We start from the raw sequence: 18,999 nt of genomic DNA, 5'->3' as shown, positions 1-18,999 counted from the left end.
TGGATGATTTTGTCAGTAAATACAAGAACTTTTACGGATAATAAGATGGTTAATTTTTGCAAAATATGGTACATTTATGTCGTTTTTTTGTGCCATAACTACACCCCATTTCCCGGAGTTTACTCAAGAATGAAAATACGCTTTTTTTGGTAAAGTTTCGTTAAAAAAATTATTATCTTGCGCCCGTAAACCAATTTAACCGATATGCATAGATTACTGTGGCTGGTAGCGTTACTGTTTTTATGTTCGTTTTCTGATACTTCACTCATTAAACGTATTTCTGATGCGCAGTTTCGTTACGAGTTTTACACTACTACAAAAAAAGTTTCACCAAAGCCGGGGCGTAGTTACTATTGGTTTAAGGGCGGTGCCATTCATAACAGTGAGTATGGTATGGCCGGAGAATTGCTAACGGGCGACTTTGCCAAGTTTTACCACAGCAACCAGCTTGCCGAAGCGGGTACCTTTAAAAACGGCCTAAAGACCGGGCTTTGGAAAACCTGGTACGAAAACGGCATACTACACACCGAAGCCGAATGGAGCAGCGGAACTAAAGACGGTGCTTTTGCACTTTATGACAATACGGGTAAACTTCTTGAAAAAGGTGCGTATGATAACGACCGTAAAAGCGGCCGCTGGATAAATTATACTACTAAAGATACGCTGAAGTATCGTAACGGTGAAGTGGTTCCTGTAAAGGTAAAGCCTGTAAAGAGTACTGCTAAAGATAGTGTATCTACGCACAAGCCGGGCTTATGGAAAAGGTGGTTTGATAAAAAGGATGATAAGGGTTCTAAAGTAAAACGTAATGACGTTACCTCTAAAGTGGATGCTAGGCCAGGGTTTTGGCAACGGTTATTTGGAAAGAAGAAAAAAGGGGAAAAACCAATAAATACTAACAGTACCGCTACACCTCCTAAAGAGGTTAAGGCAAAAACGAAGTCGGGTGGAAGTTCAGCGTCAAAGCCTAAGAGTAAATCCTGAAACGTTTGAGGTACATCATAATTAAGCGGATACAGGTTATGGTGAGGGCTAATAGCTTATTGTATTCTATTTATGTATGCCTTGTGGTTGCAGTGCTGTGTAGCGGTATGCTATACATGTCTGGCCTGTATACCCAGCTCAACAGTTACTATATGAGCCGGCAGGATTTGTATGTATACAACGAGTCGCTCGTAAATTTTGCCATTAACCATTTAGAGGACAAAGACATACTTCCTGATGCTGACGAATCTGGTGTTCAGTATTATTATAATGTAAAACAATATGGTGCTTTCCCGGTAGTAACAGCAGGTACTTTTATGGGTAATGATACGGTTGTTTCTTCTCATTTAGTAGGTTGCGGGCATAAGGATAATACGGCGTTATATATTCCTGAAAGAGGTTTAAAAACAGGATATTCGGGTAAAGTAGGATTTTTAGGTGATGTATATGTGCCAGATGCTTACCTTACCGCTGCTCTTGTTGTTAATACCCCTGCAAGTTTAAACTTTAACGGCGTAATAAAAGAATCTGAAGCTTCGTTACCTAAACCCATCAAGAGTATTGGCGGGGTTAACAGGGGAGATGGAGTAGCCGCTAAAAATATTTACAATGTTTTGAAAGAGGGGAGGTTATCAAACTCTTTTCGTAACAACCCGTTGTATGTTTCTGTATCTTCCAGGTTATCTGAAGTTACTGTAAAAGGAAATGTTATTATCTCATCACCTGATTCTCTTTCCGTTTCCTCATCAGCCCATTTAGAAGATGTTATTATCATTGCCCCTAAAGTTTCGTTTGAAGAGGGTTTTGAAGGCAGTGTACAGGTATTTGCCGACTATTCTATTACGCTGGGTGCTAATGCTAAGCTGTTATATCCATCGTTTCTGTGTATAAATAGTGATACCGAAGCGATAACAAATATAAAGCTAAACCCATCGTCAGAAATTTACGGTGGCATAGCATTATTAGGTAGTGATTACACCCGGGTTCATAAGAACAATATTTACATTGAAGAAAACGTAAAGGCGGTTTGCGATATTTATTGTACGGGCGATGTTTCCTTAAAAAGTGATGTTCAGGGAAGTGTATATACAAACAGGGTTTCGTATAAAACGAATGTTATACATGAAAATGTTATAGCAAATGTAACGGTGGGGGGAGCAGGCAGGCCTGGGTATTTTGTTGCTGTTCCTATGATGTATAAAGATAAATATGAGGTTGTTAAGAAGGTTATATAATATTAAGGCGGGTTCGCTATTAGAATCAGTAATTGCACTTACCATAATAGCTATATGTTTATTTGTGGCAACTATGGTTTATGCAGCCGTTTTTACCTCTAAAACCTCTATGAAACATTACGAAGATCAGGCATCTGTTAATGAACTTTTCTATTTATATCAACTTAGGCGGGATTCTGTTAAGGGGGCGGATAATGTAGGACGTAATATAGCCGGCGAGGTTAATGGTGGTACAGAAAAAATGATTATAACCTATAAGGATAGTGCTGCAGTATCTGAACATGAAAAAATTTTTTACCTGAATGCAAACTAAACGTTTTAATATACCGGGTTTTACGGTAATAGAAGCAGTAATAGGCATGGTAGTTACAGCTTTAGTAATAGCTATAATTTTTGTAGTATTTACCATTACTTCTGAGCGGTTACTGGATTTTAAGGAAGCAAACAGTGCCATAGTAGATCGTACGCGTATAGTATATGCGTTAAATAAAGATATTTTTGATAACGAGTCCTTTGTTGTTAATGAGGAACAGTTGTCTTTTCTGTGTGAGGGGAAAATAGATACTGAGTACATTATAGAGGACGATATTTTGGTACGTGTTAAAGAAGATTTTAAAGATACATTTAGGTTGAAAATACAACGGTTTGTTGCCGATACGCTTGTTTCAAAAAGCGGTAGTATACACTATAATAGGCTACAACTGATAACAAAGGATAATAATATTAATTTCTATAAAAAGATCTATCCGGCAGATTTGGTAAAAAAGTATATGTATGAGCATTAATCTTAGCACATATAAAGGCACTACTGTTACAAAGAAGGAAACGGGTTTTTCTTTCAGTGCAGAACTTTCTTTCGGTAAGAAATTTACCGATAAGAAAAAGCTTGCTTTTTACCGGGAATTAGGGATGCTCTTAAAAGCGGGAGTAGATTTTAAAAAGGCATTAGAAATTTTGCACAGGCAAACAAAAAATAAGGTTGATGCCCAAATGCTCATGGAAATTAAAAACAGGATTGTAGGTGGTAAAACGGTTTATGAAGCACTTATTGCTTCAGGTAAGTTTTCGCCTTACGAGTATTACAGTATACAAATAGGGGAGGAAACTAATAAACTAAGTGAGGTATTGGAGGAGCTGCAAAAATATTTTGCTTCTAAAATACAAATGCGCCGGCAAATAGTATCTGTACTTACATATCCTGTTATTGTGCTTTTAGTAACGGTACTGGTATTGTATTTTATGCTTACTAAAGTGGTACCAATGTTTACCTCTGTATTCAGGCAGTTTAACAGCGAGCTGCCAAAGAGTACACAATATATTATAAAACTCTCTAACCATTCGGGGCTTTTCTTCGCCGTTTTATTGGGAATAATAATATCATTTATGGCGTTGCATTTTGTGCTCCAAAAAAAAGACAGCTACAGGTTAGCCATGTCTACTGTTGTTATTCGGATTCCATATTTTGGGGAGTTAGTAAAGAAAATTTATCTGGCACGTTTTTGCCAGTCTATGTCATTACTACTTACCAGTAAAACGCAATTAGTAGAATCACTACGTTTAACCTCTAAAATGGTAGGTTTTTATCCCATAGAGAAATCTTTAGGCACTATAATTTTAGATGTTACAAAAGGTAATACTTTAACGGAGTGTTTTAGGAAACACAATGTTTATGAAGACCGTATGGTATCTATGATTGATGTTGCAGAGCAGGTTAACCAGCTTGACGCCATGTTTGAAAAACTTACAGAGCAGTATAACGAAGATATAAGCCACCGCACTAAAATGATAGGTGTGGTACTGGAGCCGGCAATTATAATAATTATTGGTATCATAGTAGGGGTAATCATGATATCCATGTATGCTCCAATGTTTGATTTAAGTAAAATAATAAGAAATTAATTTTATGATATTAAGGAGGTTAAGAAAAATAGGACGTAAGGGTAACGTTAAAGCCTACTCCCTTACCGAAATATTAATTGTGCTATGTATTATAGGTATACTGTTACTTATGGTATTGCCAAACCAAACTTCTGTAATTAGCCAGGCTAAGTCTATTGAGGCACAGGCTATGCTAAATCAGGTATACGGGTTAGAGAAAAGTAATTTTTATCGTTTCTCAAAGTTTACTTCAAGCCTGGACGAGTTAGGCTTTGAACAGGAAAAGACCGTAGATGAGGGAGGACAGGCTGTGTATAAAATTGAAATTATAGAGGCAACTGCAAATTCTTTTCGTGCCAGGGCTACATCTGTAACTGACCTTGATGGCGACGGTAGTTTTAATACATGGGAAATTAATGAACAAAAATTACTTACAGAAGTAACAAAAGAGTAATGCTGCAAGGGATAATATTATTGTGCTTAACAGCTATGTTCTTTCAGGATCTACGATACCGCGAAATTAATATTGCCTTACCCATTATTTTATTTATCAGTGGTTATTACCTTTTATATAAGAAAATTGGTCAAACGGCATTTTATATCGGTAGTTATAATCTCATATTATTTTTAGTGATATTTCTATGTATGGTTATATATATGGTTATAAAAATGAAAAGCCTTGTAAATCCTTTCCAAAATTATTTTGGGTTAGGTGATTTGCTTTTTTATATAGCTGTAACGCCATTGTTTTTTCTTTCGGGCTACTTAATGTTTTTTATCGCATCTATGGTATTTACTGTTGTATGTTATTTCGCTTTTAAAAAATATATAGCTAAAGACAGTATTCCTTTGGCAGGTTTTTCCTCGGCATTGCTTTTTGTACTAGTTGTATTAGATATCCTTTCGGTAAAAAATATAATAATAGCATTATAGGGTATGTTGTTAATAGATAAAGAAATATTGTACTTAATTTCTCCTGATATAGCAAATTATTATCGGGTTATACCCTATAGACAAGCTGAGGGGACAATTGAAATATTTGTAGATAAAAACAACCATACAGAGGAGGTAAAAGATGAAATAGAACTGCTGCTGGGTAACCGTGTAGTTTTAGTGCCACAGGAACCTTCCGAAATAGACAAGCTGCTTTCTGTGCATTATCGCAGGGAACGCATAAAAAATGATGTAAAAGCCTTTAGTACTACAGGTAAGGATTTCCTGGAGGAGCTGCTGTACGAAGCAAGGTCTCTAAAAAGTAGTGATATTCATTTTGAAGTGTATGAAACAGATGCCCGTATCAGGTTCCGTATTGATGGGCAGCTTATTGAACGCTATAAAATAGAACAGGATAATTACCTTGAGCTTGTAAACAAGATAAAAATCAAGTCTAAATTAAACATTACAGAAAAGCGGCTGCCACAAGATGGCCGTATAATGACCAAAGATTTTGACATTCGTGTTTCTGTTTTGCCTACGCTCTTTGGAGAAAAAATTGTTATGAGGCTATTAGGGCAAGATGCTTCTAATATAGATCTTAAAACATTAGGTTTTAAAGAAGACGAACTAAGGCATTATTTAGAGGCTGTTAAAAAGCCAAACGGGATTATACTTATAAGTGGCCCTACGGGTTCAGGTAAAACTACTACGCTATACGCTACCCTTAAGTTGTTAAACGACAGTAAGAGGAATATAGTAACGGTAGAAGACCCTATAGAATATACGCTGAAAGGTATCAACCAAGTACAGCTTAGGGATGATATAGGGCTTACTTTTGCTGCTGCCATAAAATCTTTTTTACGTCAGGATCCGGATATTATAATGTTAGGTGAAATCAGGGATCCCGAAACGGCTTTAATGGCCATTAGGGCTTCCTTAACCGGTCACCTTGTTTTATCTACCATACATACTAACTCTGCTATAGGTACCATATCCAGGCTTATAGATATGGGCGTACCTGCTTACCTGATTGCAGAAACGCTTAACGTGTCTTTGGCTCAGCGTCTTGTGCGTAAGCTATGTCCACATTGTAAAACACAAACAGTTTTTAATGCTAATGATTTTCCGGTGTCATTTACCATACCTTATGTTCCGGATACGCTATATAAAGCTTCAGGATGTGCAAACTGCTATTATACAGGTTATAAGGGCAGGGTGGCAATTTATGAGCTGTTTTTTATTAATCATGAAGTTTCCAACCATATAAAGAATAACGATTTGCAGGAATTAAACAAGAAAAAGGATTACAAGCCCCTGGCCGCACAGGGATTTGATATTTTGTGTGCAGGAGATACTTCTCTTGATGAAGTGTATTCAATATTATTAAACGTGTAAGCAGTATGTTAAAAAAAGTACTTTTTATTTTATTTATTGGCCTATTTTGCTTGCCGGTACTTTCGCAGGAATCAGATATATCTGCTAAACTGGATGAGATAGCTTTTCAAAAACCGGGTATAAACCAAATCGTTAAAATAGATGTTTCGGGTATTACCCTGCACGATCTTATAAATTCTATAGCCTCTGAGCATGAATTAAATGTAAGTGTAGACGGAAGCCTTACCGATGTGGTAAGTAGTAATTTTTTTGATGTAACAGTAAAGAGCGTTTTTCTTTTCCTGATAGATAAGTATAATTTAGATGTTACATACAAAAACAATATACTAATCTTTAAGCGCAAAGAGGCTGTTGTAAAAGAGCCTGAAAAAAAACTTCCAAAACCGATTGATGTAAAATATGCTGCAGAAAACGATTTTTTGAGTATAAAATTTCAGAACGATACCCTGGTGAATGCCGTGAGGGCTATAACTGATATTTCGGGAAAAAACATTATTGTGGCGCAAGATATAAAATCACAGCTTGTTACCGCTTATGTTGTTAACCGCCCTTTTGACCAGGTGGTAGAAATGCTGGCAAAATCTAATAACCTTGTTGCTACTAAAGACGAGAACGGTATTTATTTCCTGGAAAAAGATGCTGAGGCTACAGCGGTAAGAGAAAAAGTTGTAGCTGGTGCAGGAGGCGGCGGATCCCGGAAGCGAGGCAAAGTAGGTGAGGAAGGATTCTTTGAAGTTAGTGCTGATAAATCGGGTCTTTTATCTGTAAAAGCTAATATGGCTGATGCGGCATTACTGATAATGGAGGCTGCCCAAAAACTTAATGTTCCCTATTTTTTTTATAATAAGCCTGATAATGAAAAAACTACGTTATATGCTGAAGGGGTAACTATGGATGAGTTACTTGATCATATACTAAAAGGTAGGAAATATACTTATAAGAAACAAAATAACCTGTATATAATAGGAGACCAGTCTACCGAAGGGCTGCGTTATACAGAAACTATTGCACTTCAAAACAGGTCTATTGAGTCTGTATTGGCATCCCTTCCGAAAATATTCTCTGAAAAAGTTGAAATTAAGGAATTTGTAGAGCTAAATTCACTTATAGTATCAGGAGCACGTAATATTATCAACGAAATGAAGGATTATATCCATCAGATAGATAAAGTGGTTCCTTTAGTACAAATAGATGTTTTAATTGTACAATATAATAAATCGTATGACATACAAACCGGCTTAAAGGCGGGGCTGAACAAAACTACTCCCACAACAACCGGCGGTACAGTATTTCCTTCCGGAGATGTTACACTAAACGGTTCATCAGTAAATAGCCTTATAGATGCATTTAATGGCTTTGGTATTGTAAAACTGGGTAAGGTTACGCAGGCATTTTATCTTAACCTTAAATTCCTGGAAGATAACTCTGTAATTAAAATTGAGTCTACCCCTAAAATTGCCACACTTAGCGGGCATGAGGCCAAACTTTCTATAGGTGAAACAAATTATTATTTTGAGCAAAATAATCAGCTGCTAACCAATTCGCTTACAAACAGCGTACTCCAATCCGGTTCATGGAAATCTACAGATGCTGATATGAGTGTAAATATTAAGCCTTATGTATCTGCAGATGAAAATGTTACCCTTACAATTACCGTAGAGAAAAGTTCGTTCCTGGCACGTGTAGGTGAAACAGCACCTCCTGGTAAGGCTACCCAAAAATTTCAGTCGTTAGTTAGGGTAAAAAATAATGAAATGGTATTACTGGGCGGTTTAGATGAGCTAAAGAGAGAAAACTCCGGTTCAGGGGTGCCTCTTCTTTCGCGCATACCTATTATAAAATGGTTTTTTAGCAGCAGGCGAAAATCAAAAAGCACCGCTAAGCTCCACATATTTATTAAACCCACCATAATTTATTAAGTATGTTGCTACAAAGGCTATTTGGCATAAAACGAATTACTGTAATCGGAGTCTACAAAGATGCCGATCAAAATAGTTTTTTATTTACAGCCCTCACGGTAGAAAAGAAAAAAGAAGAGCTTACTATTGTTAAGCGTAACTCGTTTACCCGGATTGAGGATTTAGCCCTTATAGATAAAGATCCGGTAATATTGGTTTTTGATGGTAAAGGTGTACTTAATAAGAAAATAGATTATAAGAATGAAGAAGATGTAGCATGGAAAAAAAACCTGGATTTTAATACCATATACTATACGGCTTATAATACGGATAGTACATCATTTATATCTTTTACCCGAAAGCCGTTTGCAGACGAAATTCTTACTGTACTAAAACAGAATAAAACCGAAATTATAGATTTTTATGTAGGCCCTCTTACAGCTGTAGTTTTAAAGCCATTTATAGATGCCCCATATTTAGTATCTTATAAAACCCGTTTAGAGTATGATACAACAGGGCTGGCCGGTATAGAAAAAGTTACCCAGGATAGCCCCGCAGATAAATATAGTATAGGAAATACAGTAGTATCTGCTGCTGAACTTCCGCTCTATGCTGCTGCCACTAATTTTTATATTAACAATGAGGGTTTTGAAAAATCTGTACTTGCCGAAATAAATATAAATGAAGTCCTATATAAAAGAGCATTTAATGTGCTGGGGGTTACAATGCTTGTAGCAATGCTTTTACTGCTCATGGTTAGCTATGGCACCATTCAATACCTGTTGTCTGAAAATGCAGCTTTAAAACAGGAAAATTTATATGCATCGCATACTGTATCTGAAATCCAGAAGCTAAAATCAGATATGGATAAAAAGATGAAAATACTGGAAAATACGGGTCGGATATCAAAAAATTTTATGAGCTTTTATGCATCTTGTTTAGGTTCATCTGTAACAAGCGGCATATCTTTTAGTGAAATGCAGATAGCGCCTGTTAATGGCGAAATAAAAGGCGAAAAGAAAATAGATATAAATGCAAAGGTTATTCTTGTTTCAGGTACATGTATTTCAGATGAGAATTTGGATGAATGGCTTAAAGTGCTTAAAAAAATTGACTGGATAAGGACCGTGGAAATTCTTTCCATAACAAAAAATAAAGAGGGAAGGCATGAATTTGAACTAAAAATAATACTGAATGATTTTTGAGAATTACCCTTATAAAGTAAAATTGCAGGCGCTTGGTATTATTTTTTTAATACTGATGGCTGCTGCTTATAAAAGATCTTTCAGTCAGCTTTTTGATGTTATGGGAGAGTATAAAACACTAAAAAGCCAGAAAGAAGAGTTTAAAAAAAATAACGGTAACGTGGCAGATTTGTCTGCTAAATTGCAAAAAATTGATCGTATAATAGGTAAAGAAACTGTAGACAAAGAAAAAATACAACAGGAGATAGTTAGTTTTACTGCCTCTTCAAGATTTAAAGTATCTATTTTTGACATGAAATCTGTACATACTTTTAAAGATGAAGATTATACAATATATTCTAATCAACTGGATGTAACAGGTAATTTTAATGAACTGTTATCCCTGGCGTATGCTTTTGAGAAAGAGTTTACCTTATCTAAAATTGCTAACATGAATTTTTATACCGTAAAGAAAAATAACACGCCTACGGTACTTCACCTTAAAATGATATTTCAAAACTATGAAAACAATAAGTAAGTTTTTTATTGCATTTTTTTTACTAACATTATTTTCTTGCGATGATATAATGGAGAAAGATATTACAAACGATATGGTTATAACTGTTTCTCCATCTGAAGGGCAGGAAATATACAGCAATGTTGTTAATTTTAGGTGGAATGAACTTAAAGGAGCAAATTCTTACCGTTTACAAGTATATTCAGAAGGGGCGGTTGTAATGGATTCGTTAGTAAAAACTAATAATTTTACCCAAACCTTACAACCAGGTGATTATCAATGGAGGGTAAGGGGCGAAAATTTTGCTTATCAAACAGCATATACTTTTCCTAAGGGTTTTAAACTCATAGAAACAGACGACCTTACTAATCAGCAGGTACTTTTGTTAAACCCACTTGCCGATGCGTATTCTAACACAAGCGTGTTGAGTTTTAACTGGACAGAGCTTTCTGCAGCAACATCATATGAGTTTCAGATAATAAATACCGCTACAGGTGGTTCTATAGTACAGGAAAATGATCTTTCAACAAATTCATATTCCGTTACCTCTGGTATAATTTCCCAGGATGGGCAATATTCATGGAAAGTAAAGGCTAAAAATTCTGATAACGACACCCAAACCGGCTATAGTACCCGTTCGTTCTACATAGATACTACCCCTCCTAATGCCCCTCAAAATTCTTCGCCATCTACTGATGCCACTGTGTCTTTAAGGAATGAAGTTAATTTTCAATGGTCTGGTGGTACAGACACAGGGGTAGTAAACAGTGCGGTAACTTACACGCTACAAATAGCAACTGACACTGGTTTTACTAATGTTATACAAACGGTAAACACTGCAAACTTGTCTTATGGTTACACCTTTAGTGTGGCCGGTACTTACTACTGGAGGGTTAGGAGTAAAGACCAGGCTAATAATTCCGGAGCGTATAGCACGTATTCTAAACTTACGGTACAATAATGAAAAAGACGCTTAATATTGTGCTTCTTATTGTAGTACTGATGTTGTGGGGTACTGCTATTTACAGGTATGTAGGAGGCCGTTTAATAAATCAAGATAGTGCAATTCCGCATGAAGCGCAGTGGGCCGGGAATAGTAATTTAAATATATCCCGTGATACTTTTACACTTAAGCCACTGGCTTACGACCCATTTTTAAAGACTATACATTATCAGGCAAATAATAATAATAATGTTCCTTACAGAAGCACATCGGTAAAAAAGGCGTTAAATGTTCCAAAGATCCCGGTGCCACAACCTATTACAGAACTACCTGTAATGCCTGATATTTTATATTTTGGCTACATAAAATCAGGCTCATGCGAGGAAACCGCATTAGTAAAAGTTAATGGTAAATCACTCAGGATTGGTAAAGGGCAAACTAAAGAAGGGGTTACTGTAAAGGGATGTAACAGAAAGAATCTTGTAATAACTTTTTCCGGTAAAGAAGTGACAATTCCGGTAAAGTAAAAGATAAACCATAATTGTAATACTAGAAGCCGTTTTGCATTTTCATTTAGAGAAGTAAAAGTTGTGCAAACTCCTAAAAAGATATAAATCAGTTCACATGTAGTTATTTCTAAAAACAACCTTACGATCCTGTAGGATAGTACATAATTGTTTTTATGAATTTTTTAGATTGATTTTCTTAACGAGAAATATTTTCCTATGATTTTCTTTAAAAGTAAATTTTGTAAGTTCACAAAAGAATTAAGCGTACTTTAAATCAACAGGATTAAATTTATATATTCAAAAGCAAAATAATAATGAATTAGAGAAAGTTTTCGAAGCAATTCTTTAAGTTGTTATTATGAATTTTCTGTGAGACTTTCAAATAAAAATATTTTCAATTCGTAAAAACACTGTAGTTATCAAAATAAATTCCGACCCCAATGAAGTCACAGGGGTTTATTTTAGGGTGGGAATACCAGTAAAATAAGCTTTTTGCATTTTAATCGCACTTTCGTGGCACTTTTGAAATTGACATATTGAAAAAGCTCGGATTTACAAGGCTTTTATATAGAAGTTCGCCCCCCGATGGGGTCACTTTTTTTGACATTATATAACATCAAAAAACACGAAAAGCTCTGCAACTGCGGAGCTTTTTGATTTGTAGCAATTTGAGATGTTTTTGGTTATTGATTCCCAAATTTTTCAGCACATGGAAATAAAACAGAAGTAACCTAACCACAATTTATGGAGCTTATCCCTGCAATTTTTGTTATAAAGTAACAGCCATTTTTTTGCATAAAAAGTGCGTTGCAGGTGGCTGTAGGCGCGATTAAAGAAGTTTTAGGGAATGTGTTTTAGGTCTATTTTATTGATTTTCAATTTTTTATTTTAAAAGTTTTCCATCTAAAGAGCCGTTGTCAAATATATTTAGCGTACATTTGCCACATATTGGTTCTCTGCCAATGCTCACGCTGATAAGCAAATTTGTCCATCTTGTAAAATTTGTCCTTTCTTACTCTTCAGTTTAGGCGTTCCAGTTGCCTTATTTAATTTAAACAATTTACATTATGAACATTTATGTAGCAAACCTGGGGTACAGTACCTCAGAAGATCAGGTGCGCGATGCTTTCGCTGCCCATGGAGAAGTAACTTCCGTAAAATTAATCATGGATCAGGTTAGTGGCCGCCCAAGGGGATTTGGTTTTGTAGAAATGCCAAATACTTCAGAGGCAGAAACAGCTATTGAAGAGCTAAACAATTCAAGGCTAGACAGTCAGATGATTGTTGTTAACGAAGCCCGTCCTAAAACGCAGAATAACAGCTTCAGCTCAAACAGAGGTGGTGGTTATTCAAGGTCTAACGACAGAAGATACTAAACTTACATATAGATAAGAATGGCTGCGGCCATTCTTATTTTTTCTACCTTTTGAATTTTCTATTCCTAATAATAGTGACAATTTTTGTTTATAAAATTCATCTGGTATTAAACGGTACGCAGCGTGTAACCAGTACTCCGTGCCAACCTTAGAATTTAATGCTTTAAATACTTACTTGGTATTTAAGCTACTACTTTAAACAAAAGCCGTTACGGCAACCATTATTATGACGTTCGAGAATTTAAATATTACAGCCCCCATACTTAAAGCGTTGGGGCAACAAAACTATACAAATCCTACACCCATACAACAACAGGCCATACCGGTAATTCTTTCGGGTAAAGACCTTATAGGATGTGCGCAAACCGGTACAGGTAAAACTGCTGCCTTTGCAATACCCATTTTACAGCAACTGGCAGGCAGGCCCGCAAAAAAAGCCAAGGCAATACGTACATTAATCCTTACACCCACTCGCGAGCTGGCTATACAGATTAGTGACAACTTTACGTCTTACGGGCAGCACCTCGCTTTAAAGCATACTGCTATTTACGGAGGAGTATCGCAATTTCATCAAGTTAAAGCCCTGCGGAATGGCGTTGATATATTAATAGCCACACCCGGCAGGCTGCTTGATTTACTACAACAACAGTACATAGATCTTTCTAACCTTGAAATATTTGTGCTGGATGAAGCAGACAGCATGCTCGATATGGGCTTTGTACGCGATGTAAAAAAGATTATTACAGAACTTCCTGCAAAAAGGCAAACCCTGTTTTTTTCTGCTACAATGCCAAATGCCATTCAGCAACTTGCCGACAGCCTACTGAAAAATCCCGAGTATGTGAGTGTAGCCCCGGTATCATCAGCGGCTAAAACCGTAAGCCAGAGTGTGTATTTTGTAGATAAACGCGATAAAGAAAAATTACTCACCCATATCTTAAACGATGCTGGGATTTCTCGTTCGTTAGTATTTACCCGCACAAAGCGCGGGGCAGATATGCTGGTTAAACTTCTTGTAAAAGAGGGCATTTTTGCTGCGGCAATACATGGTAACAAATCGCAAAATGCAAGGCAACAAGCCCTGAATGGATTTAAGGTAAACAAACTCAGGGTGCTTGTAGCTACAGATATTGCAGCGCGCGGTATAGACATTGATGAACTACCACATGTAATAAATTTTGACTTGCCAAATGTAGCTGAAACCTACGTACACCGTATAGGCCGTACAGGCAGGGGCGGCAAAACCGGTACTGCAGTATCCTTTTGTGGCACCGAAGAAAAAGCGGACTTAAGAAGCATTGAAAAACTTATAGGGTTTAAGCTACCGGTTTCAACAATTTAGCTTTCGCAATGCATTGGTGCTGAGTTTACATCCATATTTCACTATTAAAATTTAAAACATGGCAGAATCTTTTTTCAAAAAGGAAAATAATAAAAAGAAAACTTTAGTTAAAAAGCAAAAGGCAAAAAAGCGAGAGGACAGAAAGGTAAATAACAATAAAGGCAAAGGTTTTGACAGTATGATTATCTACGTAGACAACAACGGACACTTTACTTCTGTTCCTCCGGAAAAGCGTATTCCTGAAAACACTACAGCGAGTAGCGCGGAGAAAACACAGCAAAGAATACTGCGGTTTTCAAAAAAAGACTCTTTGCAATAAGTCAGTAAGAACATAGATATTGTTTGCTATAAATACTACAAAAGTTATGGTGCAGCAAGTTACATAACAGCTAACACCTTGAAAATAAAAAAGCACCGCAATGGCTTAGCCTGTTGTGGTGCTTTTTTATTTATGCTATTTTGCGGTACAATAAAATGAGAATTTTTATGAGCGTTGGTTCACAAGAAATATTGGTACTGGGTGGCGGTGCTGCGGGTTTAATGGCTGCCTTTACCCTTGCCAAAGCAGGCAAAACAGTTACCGTTTTAGAAGCCCGGGACAGGGTAGGAGGACGTATTCATACAGTTCACCATCCGTTTAGTGAACCCACAGAGTTAGGCGCCGAATTTATCCACGGTAATTTACCGCTGACTCTACAGCTACTTAAACAGGCAGGTATACGTAAGCATCCGGTTGATTTTGAGATGTGGCATTTTAAAGATGGGAGTTTAGTACAGAGTCACGAATTTATACAAAACTGGGATGTCTTATTAGAAAAGCTCAATTCATTAGATCAGGATATGCCTATGAGTACTTTTTTAGAGCGCTATTTTTCCGGGGAAGCTTTTATAACCATTCGTCAGCAAATCGCTGATTACGTTTCGGGGTATGACACCGCTAATATTGCAGATGCTTCCTGTTTTGCCCTACGCAGGGAATGGAATAATGAAAGTGACAGCGATCAATACCGTATTGAAGGAGGCTATGCCAGCCTTTTAAACTATCTTACAACGGAGTTCCATAAAATGGGCGGAACTATACTAACAAATACACCGGTTAAAAGCATTGAGTGGCAAAAAGGATCGGTGGAAATTAAAACAATTGGTGGTGAAGTCTTTACCTCGGGTAAAGTAGTTGTGGCATTGCCATTAGGCATTTTGCAGCTGAATCCCGAAAATGCAGGCGGAATACGTTTCTATCCAGAAATTTCTGTTCAACAGTCCGCATTTAATAATATAGGTTTTGGTCAGGTGGTGAAAATTCTGTTAGAGTTTAATTCCGTCTTTTGGGAGAAAGAATTGTTAGCTCCCGCAGCAGGTCAGGATATTTCGGGTATGGGATTTCTTTTCACAAACCGTGAAATCCCTACGTTTTGGACACAGGCTCCGCTCAAAAGGCCTTTGCTTATGGGTTGGTTTGGAGGACCGCCTGCACTTGCGGTTAAAGATTTTTCGAAAGAAGAAGTACTTAATCTTGCATTGCGTTCGCTTGAAGCTGTTTTTGACATCTCGGTAAGGGAATTACATGAGCACGTAACGGCCTGGGATGTTGTAAACTGGGCTAACGAGCCGTATACACGAGGATCATACGCATACGATACTGTTAGCAGCGCACACGCCAGATCTGTACTGTTTGAGCCCATTGAAGAGACTATATACTTTGCCGGAGAATATCTATACGAAGGGCCTGCTATGGGCACTGTTGAAGCGGCACTTACCAGCGGGAAAAGAGCAGCGGAAAAATTGCTTGAGTCTATCGGGGTGTGAGTTTCTTAAAATTTTCTTAGAAGTGTTAAATAGTTTGGCAAGGTTTGTGTTTACTAAATTCTGATTGCTACTTTTGGCAAACCTTTTAAAAAGGAAAATAAAATGAGGTTAAATAAAATGTTTATCGGTCACAGGGTTTTGTGGTTGCTTATGGCACTCCACATACTCAATTTTAGTATCGATAATCCTCATACCCTTTTTGACGGAAATAAAGTAGACGAAGATTTTGAAGAGGTAGACAGTGTGGTAGAGCTGGTACTGGAAGACGTTATGCAAATACACAATGCCATACCTGAGCACCATACTAAAAGTACCCCCCACAACAGGATTAACGTAAAAAAAGTAGTTTGGGCTTTTGAGGCTGCACAGCCTTTAAAAGTGGTAAGCTCTTTTGTAACCGATCATAAAATAGTGCATCCTGACGTATTTTATAAAGATCCGTTGTATCAATCTCCTAAGCTGATTTTATTTTCTCCACCTCCTGAGGTATAATGCCGGTTTATTTACGTTTCATTTTCAGTGTTTTACTGAAATGGTTGCCTGTTGGGTTTTTGTAACTTTAACAGGAAACGTTCTATGCGCCTTCTTTTTGGTGCAAAATATTCTCGCATTTAACTCAAAATAGTAAATGAAATTCAGAAACTTAATCTCTTTCATGGCAGTAATGCTGTGCGGGAGCGGTATTATGGCACAGGCACCTCAAACCCTGAACCTTACCGTAAAACAGGCAGAAGAATTATTCTTCAAAAACAACTTTATGCTGCTTGCCCAGCAATACAACATCGACAAAACGGCAGCGGCTGAAATACAGAGCAAAGTATATCCTAATCCCGAAGTATCGGCAGACATTATTGCCTACCAGGGCCAGGATAAATTGTATTTCCCTTCGGGCAATAAAAACAACCTGGCCGTAGGGCTGGAACAGCTTATTATTATAGGTGGTAAGCGTAAGGCGCAGATAGAATTGGCTAAACTGGACAAGAAAATGGCCGAGGCAGAACTTACAGATCTTACCCGCAATTTACAACTACAGCTATGGCAATCGTTTTACACGTTGCATAACCAACAAAAAATAATAGAAAAGTACAACAAGCTGCTTAGTAAACTCTCAGATCTTATAAGCAGCTACGAAGTGCAGGTAGCCAAAAACAATGTGGCGCTAAAAGACCTTGTACGTTTAAAATCAGTGTACGTAAAAATTAACAACGACAAGTCTGAAGAAACGCAAACGCTTATAGATGCCCAGCAAAAACTTAACCTGCTTTTAGGTACTGCGGCCACAATAAACACGGTGTATGATAGTGCAGATGCCGGAGGCTTTGCGGCTAAAACTTTTTTATACGACGATATTTTAAATAAATCATTGCAAAACAGGCCCGATCTTAATCAGGCAAAACTGGCTACAGAGTCGGCGCGGGTAAATTTGTCGCTGCAACGCAGGCAGGCGATACCCGATGTTACACTTCGCGGTGGTTACAACCAGCAGGGCGATGCCTTTAACAACCAGTACAATGTGGGGTTGGCCATACCGCTTCCTGTATTCGACAGGAATAGGGGTAACATACAGGCAGCTAAGGTACAGCAGCTGGAAAGCCAGAAAAATGTAGAGTACAAACAACTGGAGATACAAAACGATGTGCTGGCGGCTTACCAGAATTTTACCCGCAGCGTAGACGAGTACAAGCGCATTAACAAACTGATTAACCAGGATTTTGATGCGGTTTTTAACGGTATTAATACCAATTTCCAGAAGGGCAATGTTTCTATGATAGAGTTTGCCGACTTCTTTGAGGCCTATAATGAGGCACAAACTGAAGTGGAAAGGGTAAAACAGCAGCTGGCACTGGCCGCGGCGCAGATTAATTATGTAACCGGTACTAACAACTTTTAAGCAATGAAAACACTAAAAAAATCTTTATATATGTCGGTAAGCGCACTTACGCTGTTTACCGCATGCAGCAAAAAAGAGGCTGATGCCGCTAAGGAGGAAACCGCACAGCAATTTGTAATGAGTGATAAAATGTATACCCAGTGTACATTTGCCGATGCCACCCAGGAGAATGCGCAAAACGAAATACGCCTTTTTGGGAAGGTTAGCGCAGAAAACAACAACATAAGCCAGGTATACCCTGCAGTAGGCGGCAGCGTTATAAAAATCAATGTAGAGCTGGGCGACTATGTTCAGCAAGGACAATTACTGGCCAGTGTGCGCAGTACGGAGATTGCGGGTTACCAAAGTGAAACCAGCGATGCCGATGCTAACGTAAGCATAGCAGAGCGCAACCTACAAAGCGTTAAGGATATGTACGAGGGCAAGCTTGCCAGCGAAAAAGAACTGGTTATGGCGCAAAAAGAGCTGGATAAGGCTAAGGCAGAACGTAACCGTATGCGCGAAATCAACCAGATTTATAAGCTGAAAAGCGGATCTGTATACAATATGTATGCACCCATTAGTGGCTATATTACCACTAAAGACATAAGCCCGAATGAAATGCTTAGTGCTAACCGCGAAGATGCAGTGTTTACCATTGCAAAGCTAGATAATGTATGGGTTTTGGCTAATGTAAACGAAAGCGACCTGGGCAAAATCAAGGTGGGCCAGCAGGCCAGCATACATACCATAGCATATCCTGATAAAGATATTAAGGGTAAAATAGACAAAATATTTAATGTAATAGACCCTGATACCCGTGCGGGTAAAGCACTGATTAAAGTGCCTAATACAGATGGCACATTAAAGCCGGAAATGAATGCTACCGTTAAGGTACACTTCCCGGATGATAAGCAGTATGTTACTGTACCCAGTGCTGCCGTGGTTTTTGACAATAACAAAAACTACGTTATGGTATTTAAGGCAAAGAATAACATAGAAACCAGGGAGGTTACCATATACCGTGCGCTAGACGACAAAACCTATATTTCGGCAGGGCTTACCGCCGGAGAAAAGGTTATTGTAAAAGGCAACCTGCTTACCTATGATGCCATTAACGATTAAT

Annotated in this window: 20 protein-coding genes; all 20 read left to right on the top strand. The window is 37.7% G+C overall.

Features of this window, described 5'->3' with window-relative positions:
- Positions 1 to 204: 204 nt before the first annotated feature.
- The 20 genes from ACLI08_RS16240 to ACLI08_RS16145 all read left to right on the top strand — a co-directional run bounded on the left by ACLI08_RS16240 (position 205) and on the right by ACLI08_RS16145 (position 18,998).
- A complete protein-coding gene (locus ACLI08_RS16240) occupies positions 205 to 984 on the top strand; it encodes a toxin-antitoxin system YwqK family antitoxin (RefSeq protein ID WP_411429562.1) in 780 nt (259 codons plus the stop codon).
- A gap of 5 nt (positions 985 to 989) precedes the next feature.
- Positions 990 to 2,219 carry a hypothetical protein gene (locus tag ACLI08_RS16235; protein ID WP_411429561.1) on the top strand — a complete coding sequence of 410 codons (1,230 nt, stop codon included), beginning with the start codon at positions 990 to 992 and terminating at the stop codon, positions 2,217 to 2,219.
- Positions 2,194 to 2,532: a hypothetical protein gene (locus ACLI08_RS16230; protein ID WP_411429560.1), complete on the top strand. Its 339-nt coding sequence runs from the start codon at positions 2,194 to 2,196 to the stop codon at positions 2,530 to 2,532. Before ACLI08_RS16235 ends, ACLI08_RS16230 begins: the two co-directional genes overlap by 26 nt.
- Positions 2,522 to 3,004: a hypothetical protein gene (locus ACLI08_RS16225; protein WP_411429559.1), complete on the top strand. Its 483-nt coding sequence runs from the start codon at positions 2,522 to 2,524 to the stop codon at positions 3,002 to 3,004. The genes ACLI08_RS16230 and ACLI08_RS16225 overlap by 11 nt, the downstream gene beginning before the upstream one ends.
- A complete protein-coding gene (locus ACLI08_RS16220; protein WP_411429558.1) occupies positions 2,994 to 4,118 on the top strand; it encodes a type II secretion system F family protein in 1,125 nt (374 codons plus the stop codon). Before ACLI08_RS16225 ends, ACLI08_RS16220 begins: the two co-directional genes overlap by 11 nt.
- Positions 4,119 to 4,122: 4 nt before the next feature.
- The gene (locus tag ACLI08_RS16215; protein WP_411429557.1) at positions 4,123 to 4,551 is read left to right on the top strand and encodes a type IV pilin protein; all 429 of its coding nucleotides are present in this window, start codon (positions 4,123 to 4,125) and stop codon (positions 4,549 to 4,551) included.
- Positions 4,551 to 5,030 carry a hypothetical protein gene (locus tag ACLI08_RS16210; RefSeq protein ID WP_411429556.1) on the top strand — a complete coding sequence of 160 codons (480 nt, stop codon included), beginning with the start codon at positions 4,551 to 4,553 and terminating at the stop codon, positions 5,028 to 5,030. Before ACLI08_RS16215 ends, ACLI08_RS16210 begins: the two co-directional genes overlap by 1 nt.
- A gap of 3 nt (positions 5,031 to 5,033) precedes the next feature.
- The gene (locus ACLI08_RS16205; protein ID WP_411429555.1) at positions 5,034 to 6,428 is read left to right on the top strand and encodes a GspE/PulE family protein; all 1,395 of its coding nucleotides are present in this window, start codon (positions 5,034 to 5,036) and stop codon (positions 6,426 to 6,428) included.
- Positions 6,429 to 6,433: 5 nt separating this feature from the next.
- Entirely contained in the window at positions 6,434 to 8,347 is a 1,914-nt protein-coding gene (locus ACLI08_RS16200; RefSeq protein ID WP_411429554.1) for a type II secretion system protein GspD, read from the top strand.
- Positions 8,348 to 8,349: 2 nt separating this feature from the next.
- Entirely contained in the window at positions 8,350 to 9,531 is a 1,182-nt protein-coding gene (locus tag ACLI08_RS16195) for a hypothetical protein (RefSeq protein WP_411429553.1), read from the top strand.
- A complete protein-coding gene (locus ACLI08_RS16190) occupies positions 9,521 to 10,048 on the top strand; it encodes a hypothetical protein (protein WP_411429552.1) in 528 nt (175 codons plus the stop codon). Before ACLI08_RS16195 ends, ACLI08_RS16190 begins: the two co-directional genes overlap by 11 nt.
- Positions 10,032 to 10,988, top strand: a complete 957-nt coding sequence (locus ACLI08_RS16185; protein ID WP_411429551.1) for a hypothetical protein — start codon at positions 10,032 to 10,034, stop codon at positions 10,986 to 10,988. The genes ACLI08_RS16190 and ACLI08_RS16185 overlap by 17 nt, the downstream gene beginning before the upstream one ends.
- Positions 10,988 to 11,497: a hypothetical protein gene (locus tag ACLI08_RS16180; RefSeq protein ID WP_411429550.1), complete on the top strand. Its 510-nt coding sequence runs from the start codon at positions 10,988 to 10,990 to the stop codon at positions 11,495 to 11,497. Before ACLI08_RS16185 ends, ACLI08_RS16180 begins: the two co-directional genes overlap by 1 nt.
- Positions 11,498 to 12,546: 1,049 nt before the next feature.
- Positions 12,547 to 12,855 (top strand): RNA recognition motif domain-containing protein, encoded by a 309-nt coding sequence (locus ACLI08_RS16175; RefSeq protein WP_411429549.1) that lies wholly within the window; start codon positions 12,547 to 12,549, stop codon positions 12,853 to 12,855.
- Between the two features lie 226 nt (positions 12,856 to 13,081).
- Complete coding sequence (locus tag ACLI08_RS16170; RefSeq protein ID WP_411429548.1) at positions 13,082 to 14,197, top strand: DEAD/DEAH box helicase; 1,116 nt, start codon at positions 13,082 to 13,084, stop codon at positions 14,195 to 14,197.
- 58 nt (positions 14,198 to 14,255) lie between these two features.
- The gene (locus ACLI08_RS16165) at positions 14,256 to 14,516 is read left to right on the top strand and encodes a hypothetical protein (RefSeq protein WP_411429547.1); all 261 of its coding nucleotides are present in this window, start codon (positions 14,256 to 14,258) and stop codon (positions 14,514 to 14,516) included.
- A 167-nt stretch (positions 14,517 to 14,683) separates the two neighbouring features.
- Complete coding sequence (locus ACLI08_RS16160) at positions 14,684 to 16,003, top strand: flavin monoamine oxidase family protein (RefSeq protein WP_411429546.1); 1,320 nt, start codon at positions 14,684 to 14,686, stop codon at positions 16,001 to 16,003.
- A gap of 102 nt (positions 16,004 to 16,105) precedes the next feature.
- Positions 16,106 to 16,495, top strand: a complete 390-nt coding sequence (locus ACLI08_RS16155; protein WP_411429545.1) for a hypothetical protein — start codon at positions 16,106 to 16,108, stop codon at positions 16,493 to 16,495.
- 136 nt (positions 16,496 to 16,631) lie between these two features.
- Positions 16,632 to 17,894, top strand: a complete 1,263-nt coding sequence (locus ACLI08_RS16150) for a TolC family protein (protein ID WP_411429544.1) — start codon at positions 16,632 to 16,634, stop codon at positions 17,892 to 17,894.
- A gap of 3 nt (positions 17,895 to 17,897) precedes the next feature.
- Complete coding sequence (locus ACLI08_RS16145) at positions 17,898 to 18,998, top strand: efflux RND transporter periplasmic adaptor subunit (RefSeq protein WP_411429543.1); 1,101 nt, start codon at positions 17,898 to 17,900, stop codon at positions 18,996 to 18,998.
- Position 18,999: the final 1 nt, after the last annotated feature.

Source organism: Flavobacterium sp. RNTU_13, from assembly GCF_046614455.1.
In the GTDB taxonomy this organism is placed as follows: Bacteria; Bacteroidota; Bacteroidia; order Flavobacteriales; family Flavobacteriaceae; genus Flavobacterium.
The sequence above is the reverse complement of the archived record's forward strand: the minus strand, read 5'-3'. Positions and strand labels throughout refer to the sequence as shown.

Excerpts from the sequence above, each read along its gene's own strand:
- ACLI08_RS16240 (WP_411429562.1), top strand. The coding sequence starts at position 205 with ATGCATAGATTACTGTGGCTGGTAGCGTTACTGTTTTTATGTTCGTTT.
- ACLI08_RS16230 (WP_411429560.1), top strand. The coding sequence starts at position 2,194 with ATGAGGTTGTTAAGAAGGTTATATAATATTAAGGCGGGTTCGCTATTA.
- ACLI08_RS16225 (WP_411429559.1), top strand. The coding sequence starts at position 2,522 with ATGCAAACTAAACGTTTTAATATACCGGGTTTTACGGTAATAGAAGCA.
- ACLI08_RS16220 (WP_411429558.1), top strand. The coding sequence starts at position 2,994 with ATGAGCATTAATCTTAGCACATATAAAGGCACTACTGTTACAAAGAAG.
- ACLI08_RS16215 (WP_411429557.1), top strand. The coding sequence starts at position 4,123 with ATGATATTAAGGAGGTTAAGAAAAATAGGACGTAAGGGTAACGTTAAA.
- ACLI08_RS16210 (WP_411429556.1), top strand. The coding sequence starts at position 4,551 with ATGCTGCAAGGGATAATATTATTGTGCTTAACAGCTATGTTCTTTCAG.
- ACLI08_RS16205 (WP_411429555.1), top strand. The coding sequence starts at position 5,034 with ATGTTGTTAATAGATAAAGAAATATTGTACTTAATTTCTCCTGATATA.
- ACLI08_RS16200 (WP_411429554.1), top strand. The coding sequence starts at position 6,434 with ATGTTAAAAAAAGTACTTTTTATTTTATTTATTGGCCTATTTTGCTTG.
- ACLI08_RS16195 (WP_411429553.1), top strand. The coding sequence starts at position 8,350 with ATGTTGCTACAAAGGCTATTTGGCATAAAACGAATTACTGTAATCGGA.
- ACLI08_RS16190 (WP_411429552.1), top strand. The coding sequence starts at position 9,521 with ATGATTTTTGAGAATTACCCTTATAAAGTAAAATTGCAGGCGCTTGGT.
- ACLI08_RS16185 (WP_411429551.1), top strand. The coding sequence starts at position 10,032 with ATGAAAACAATAAGTAAGTTTTTTATTGCATTTTTTTTACTAACATTA.
- ACLI08_RS16180 (WP_411429550.1), top strand. The coding sequence starts at position 10,988 with ATGAAAAAGACGCTTAATATTGTGCTTCTTATTGTAGTACTGATGTTG.
- ACLI08_RS16175 (WP_411429549.1), top strand. The coding sequence starts at position 12,547 with ATGAACATTTATGTAGCAAACCTGGGGTACAGTACCTCAGAAGATCAG.
- ACLI08_RS16170 (WP_411429548.1), top strand. The coding sequence starts at position 13,082 with ATGACGTTCGAGAATTTAAATATTACAGCCCCCATACTTAAAGCGTTG.
- ACLI08_RS16165 (WP_411429547.1), top strand. The coding sequence starts at position 14,256 with ATGGCAGAATCTTTTTTCAAAAAGGAAAATAATAAAAAGAAAACTTTA.
- ACLI08_RS16160 (WP_411429546.1), top strand. The coding sequence starts at position 14,684 with ATGAGCGTTGGTTCACAAGAAATATTGGTACTGGGTGGCGGTGCTGCG.
- ACLI08_RS16155 (WP_411429545.1), top strand. The coding sequence starts at position 16,106 with ATGAGGTTAAATAAAATGTTTATCGGTCACAGGGTTTTGTGGTTGCTT.
- ACLI08_RS16150 (WP_411429544.1), top strand. The coding sequence starts at position 16,632 with ATGAAATTCAGAAACTTAATCTCTTTCATGGCAGTAATGCTGTGCGGG.
- ACLI08_RS16145 (WP_411429543.1), top strand. The coding sequence starts at position 17,898 with ATGAAAACACTAAAAAAATCTTTATATATGTCGGTAAGCGCACTTACG.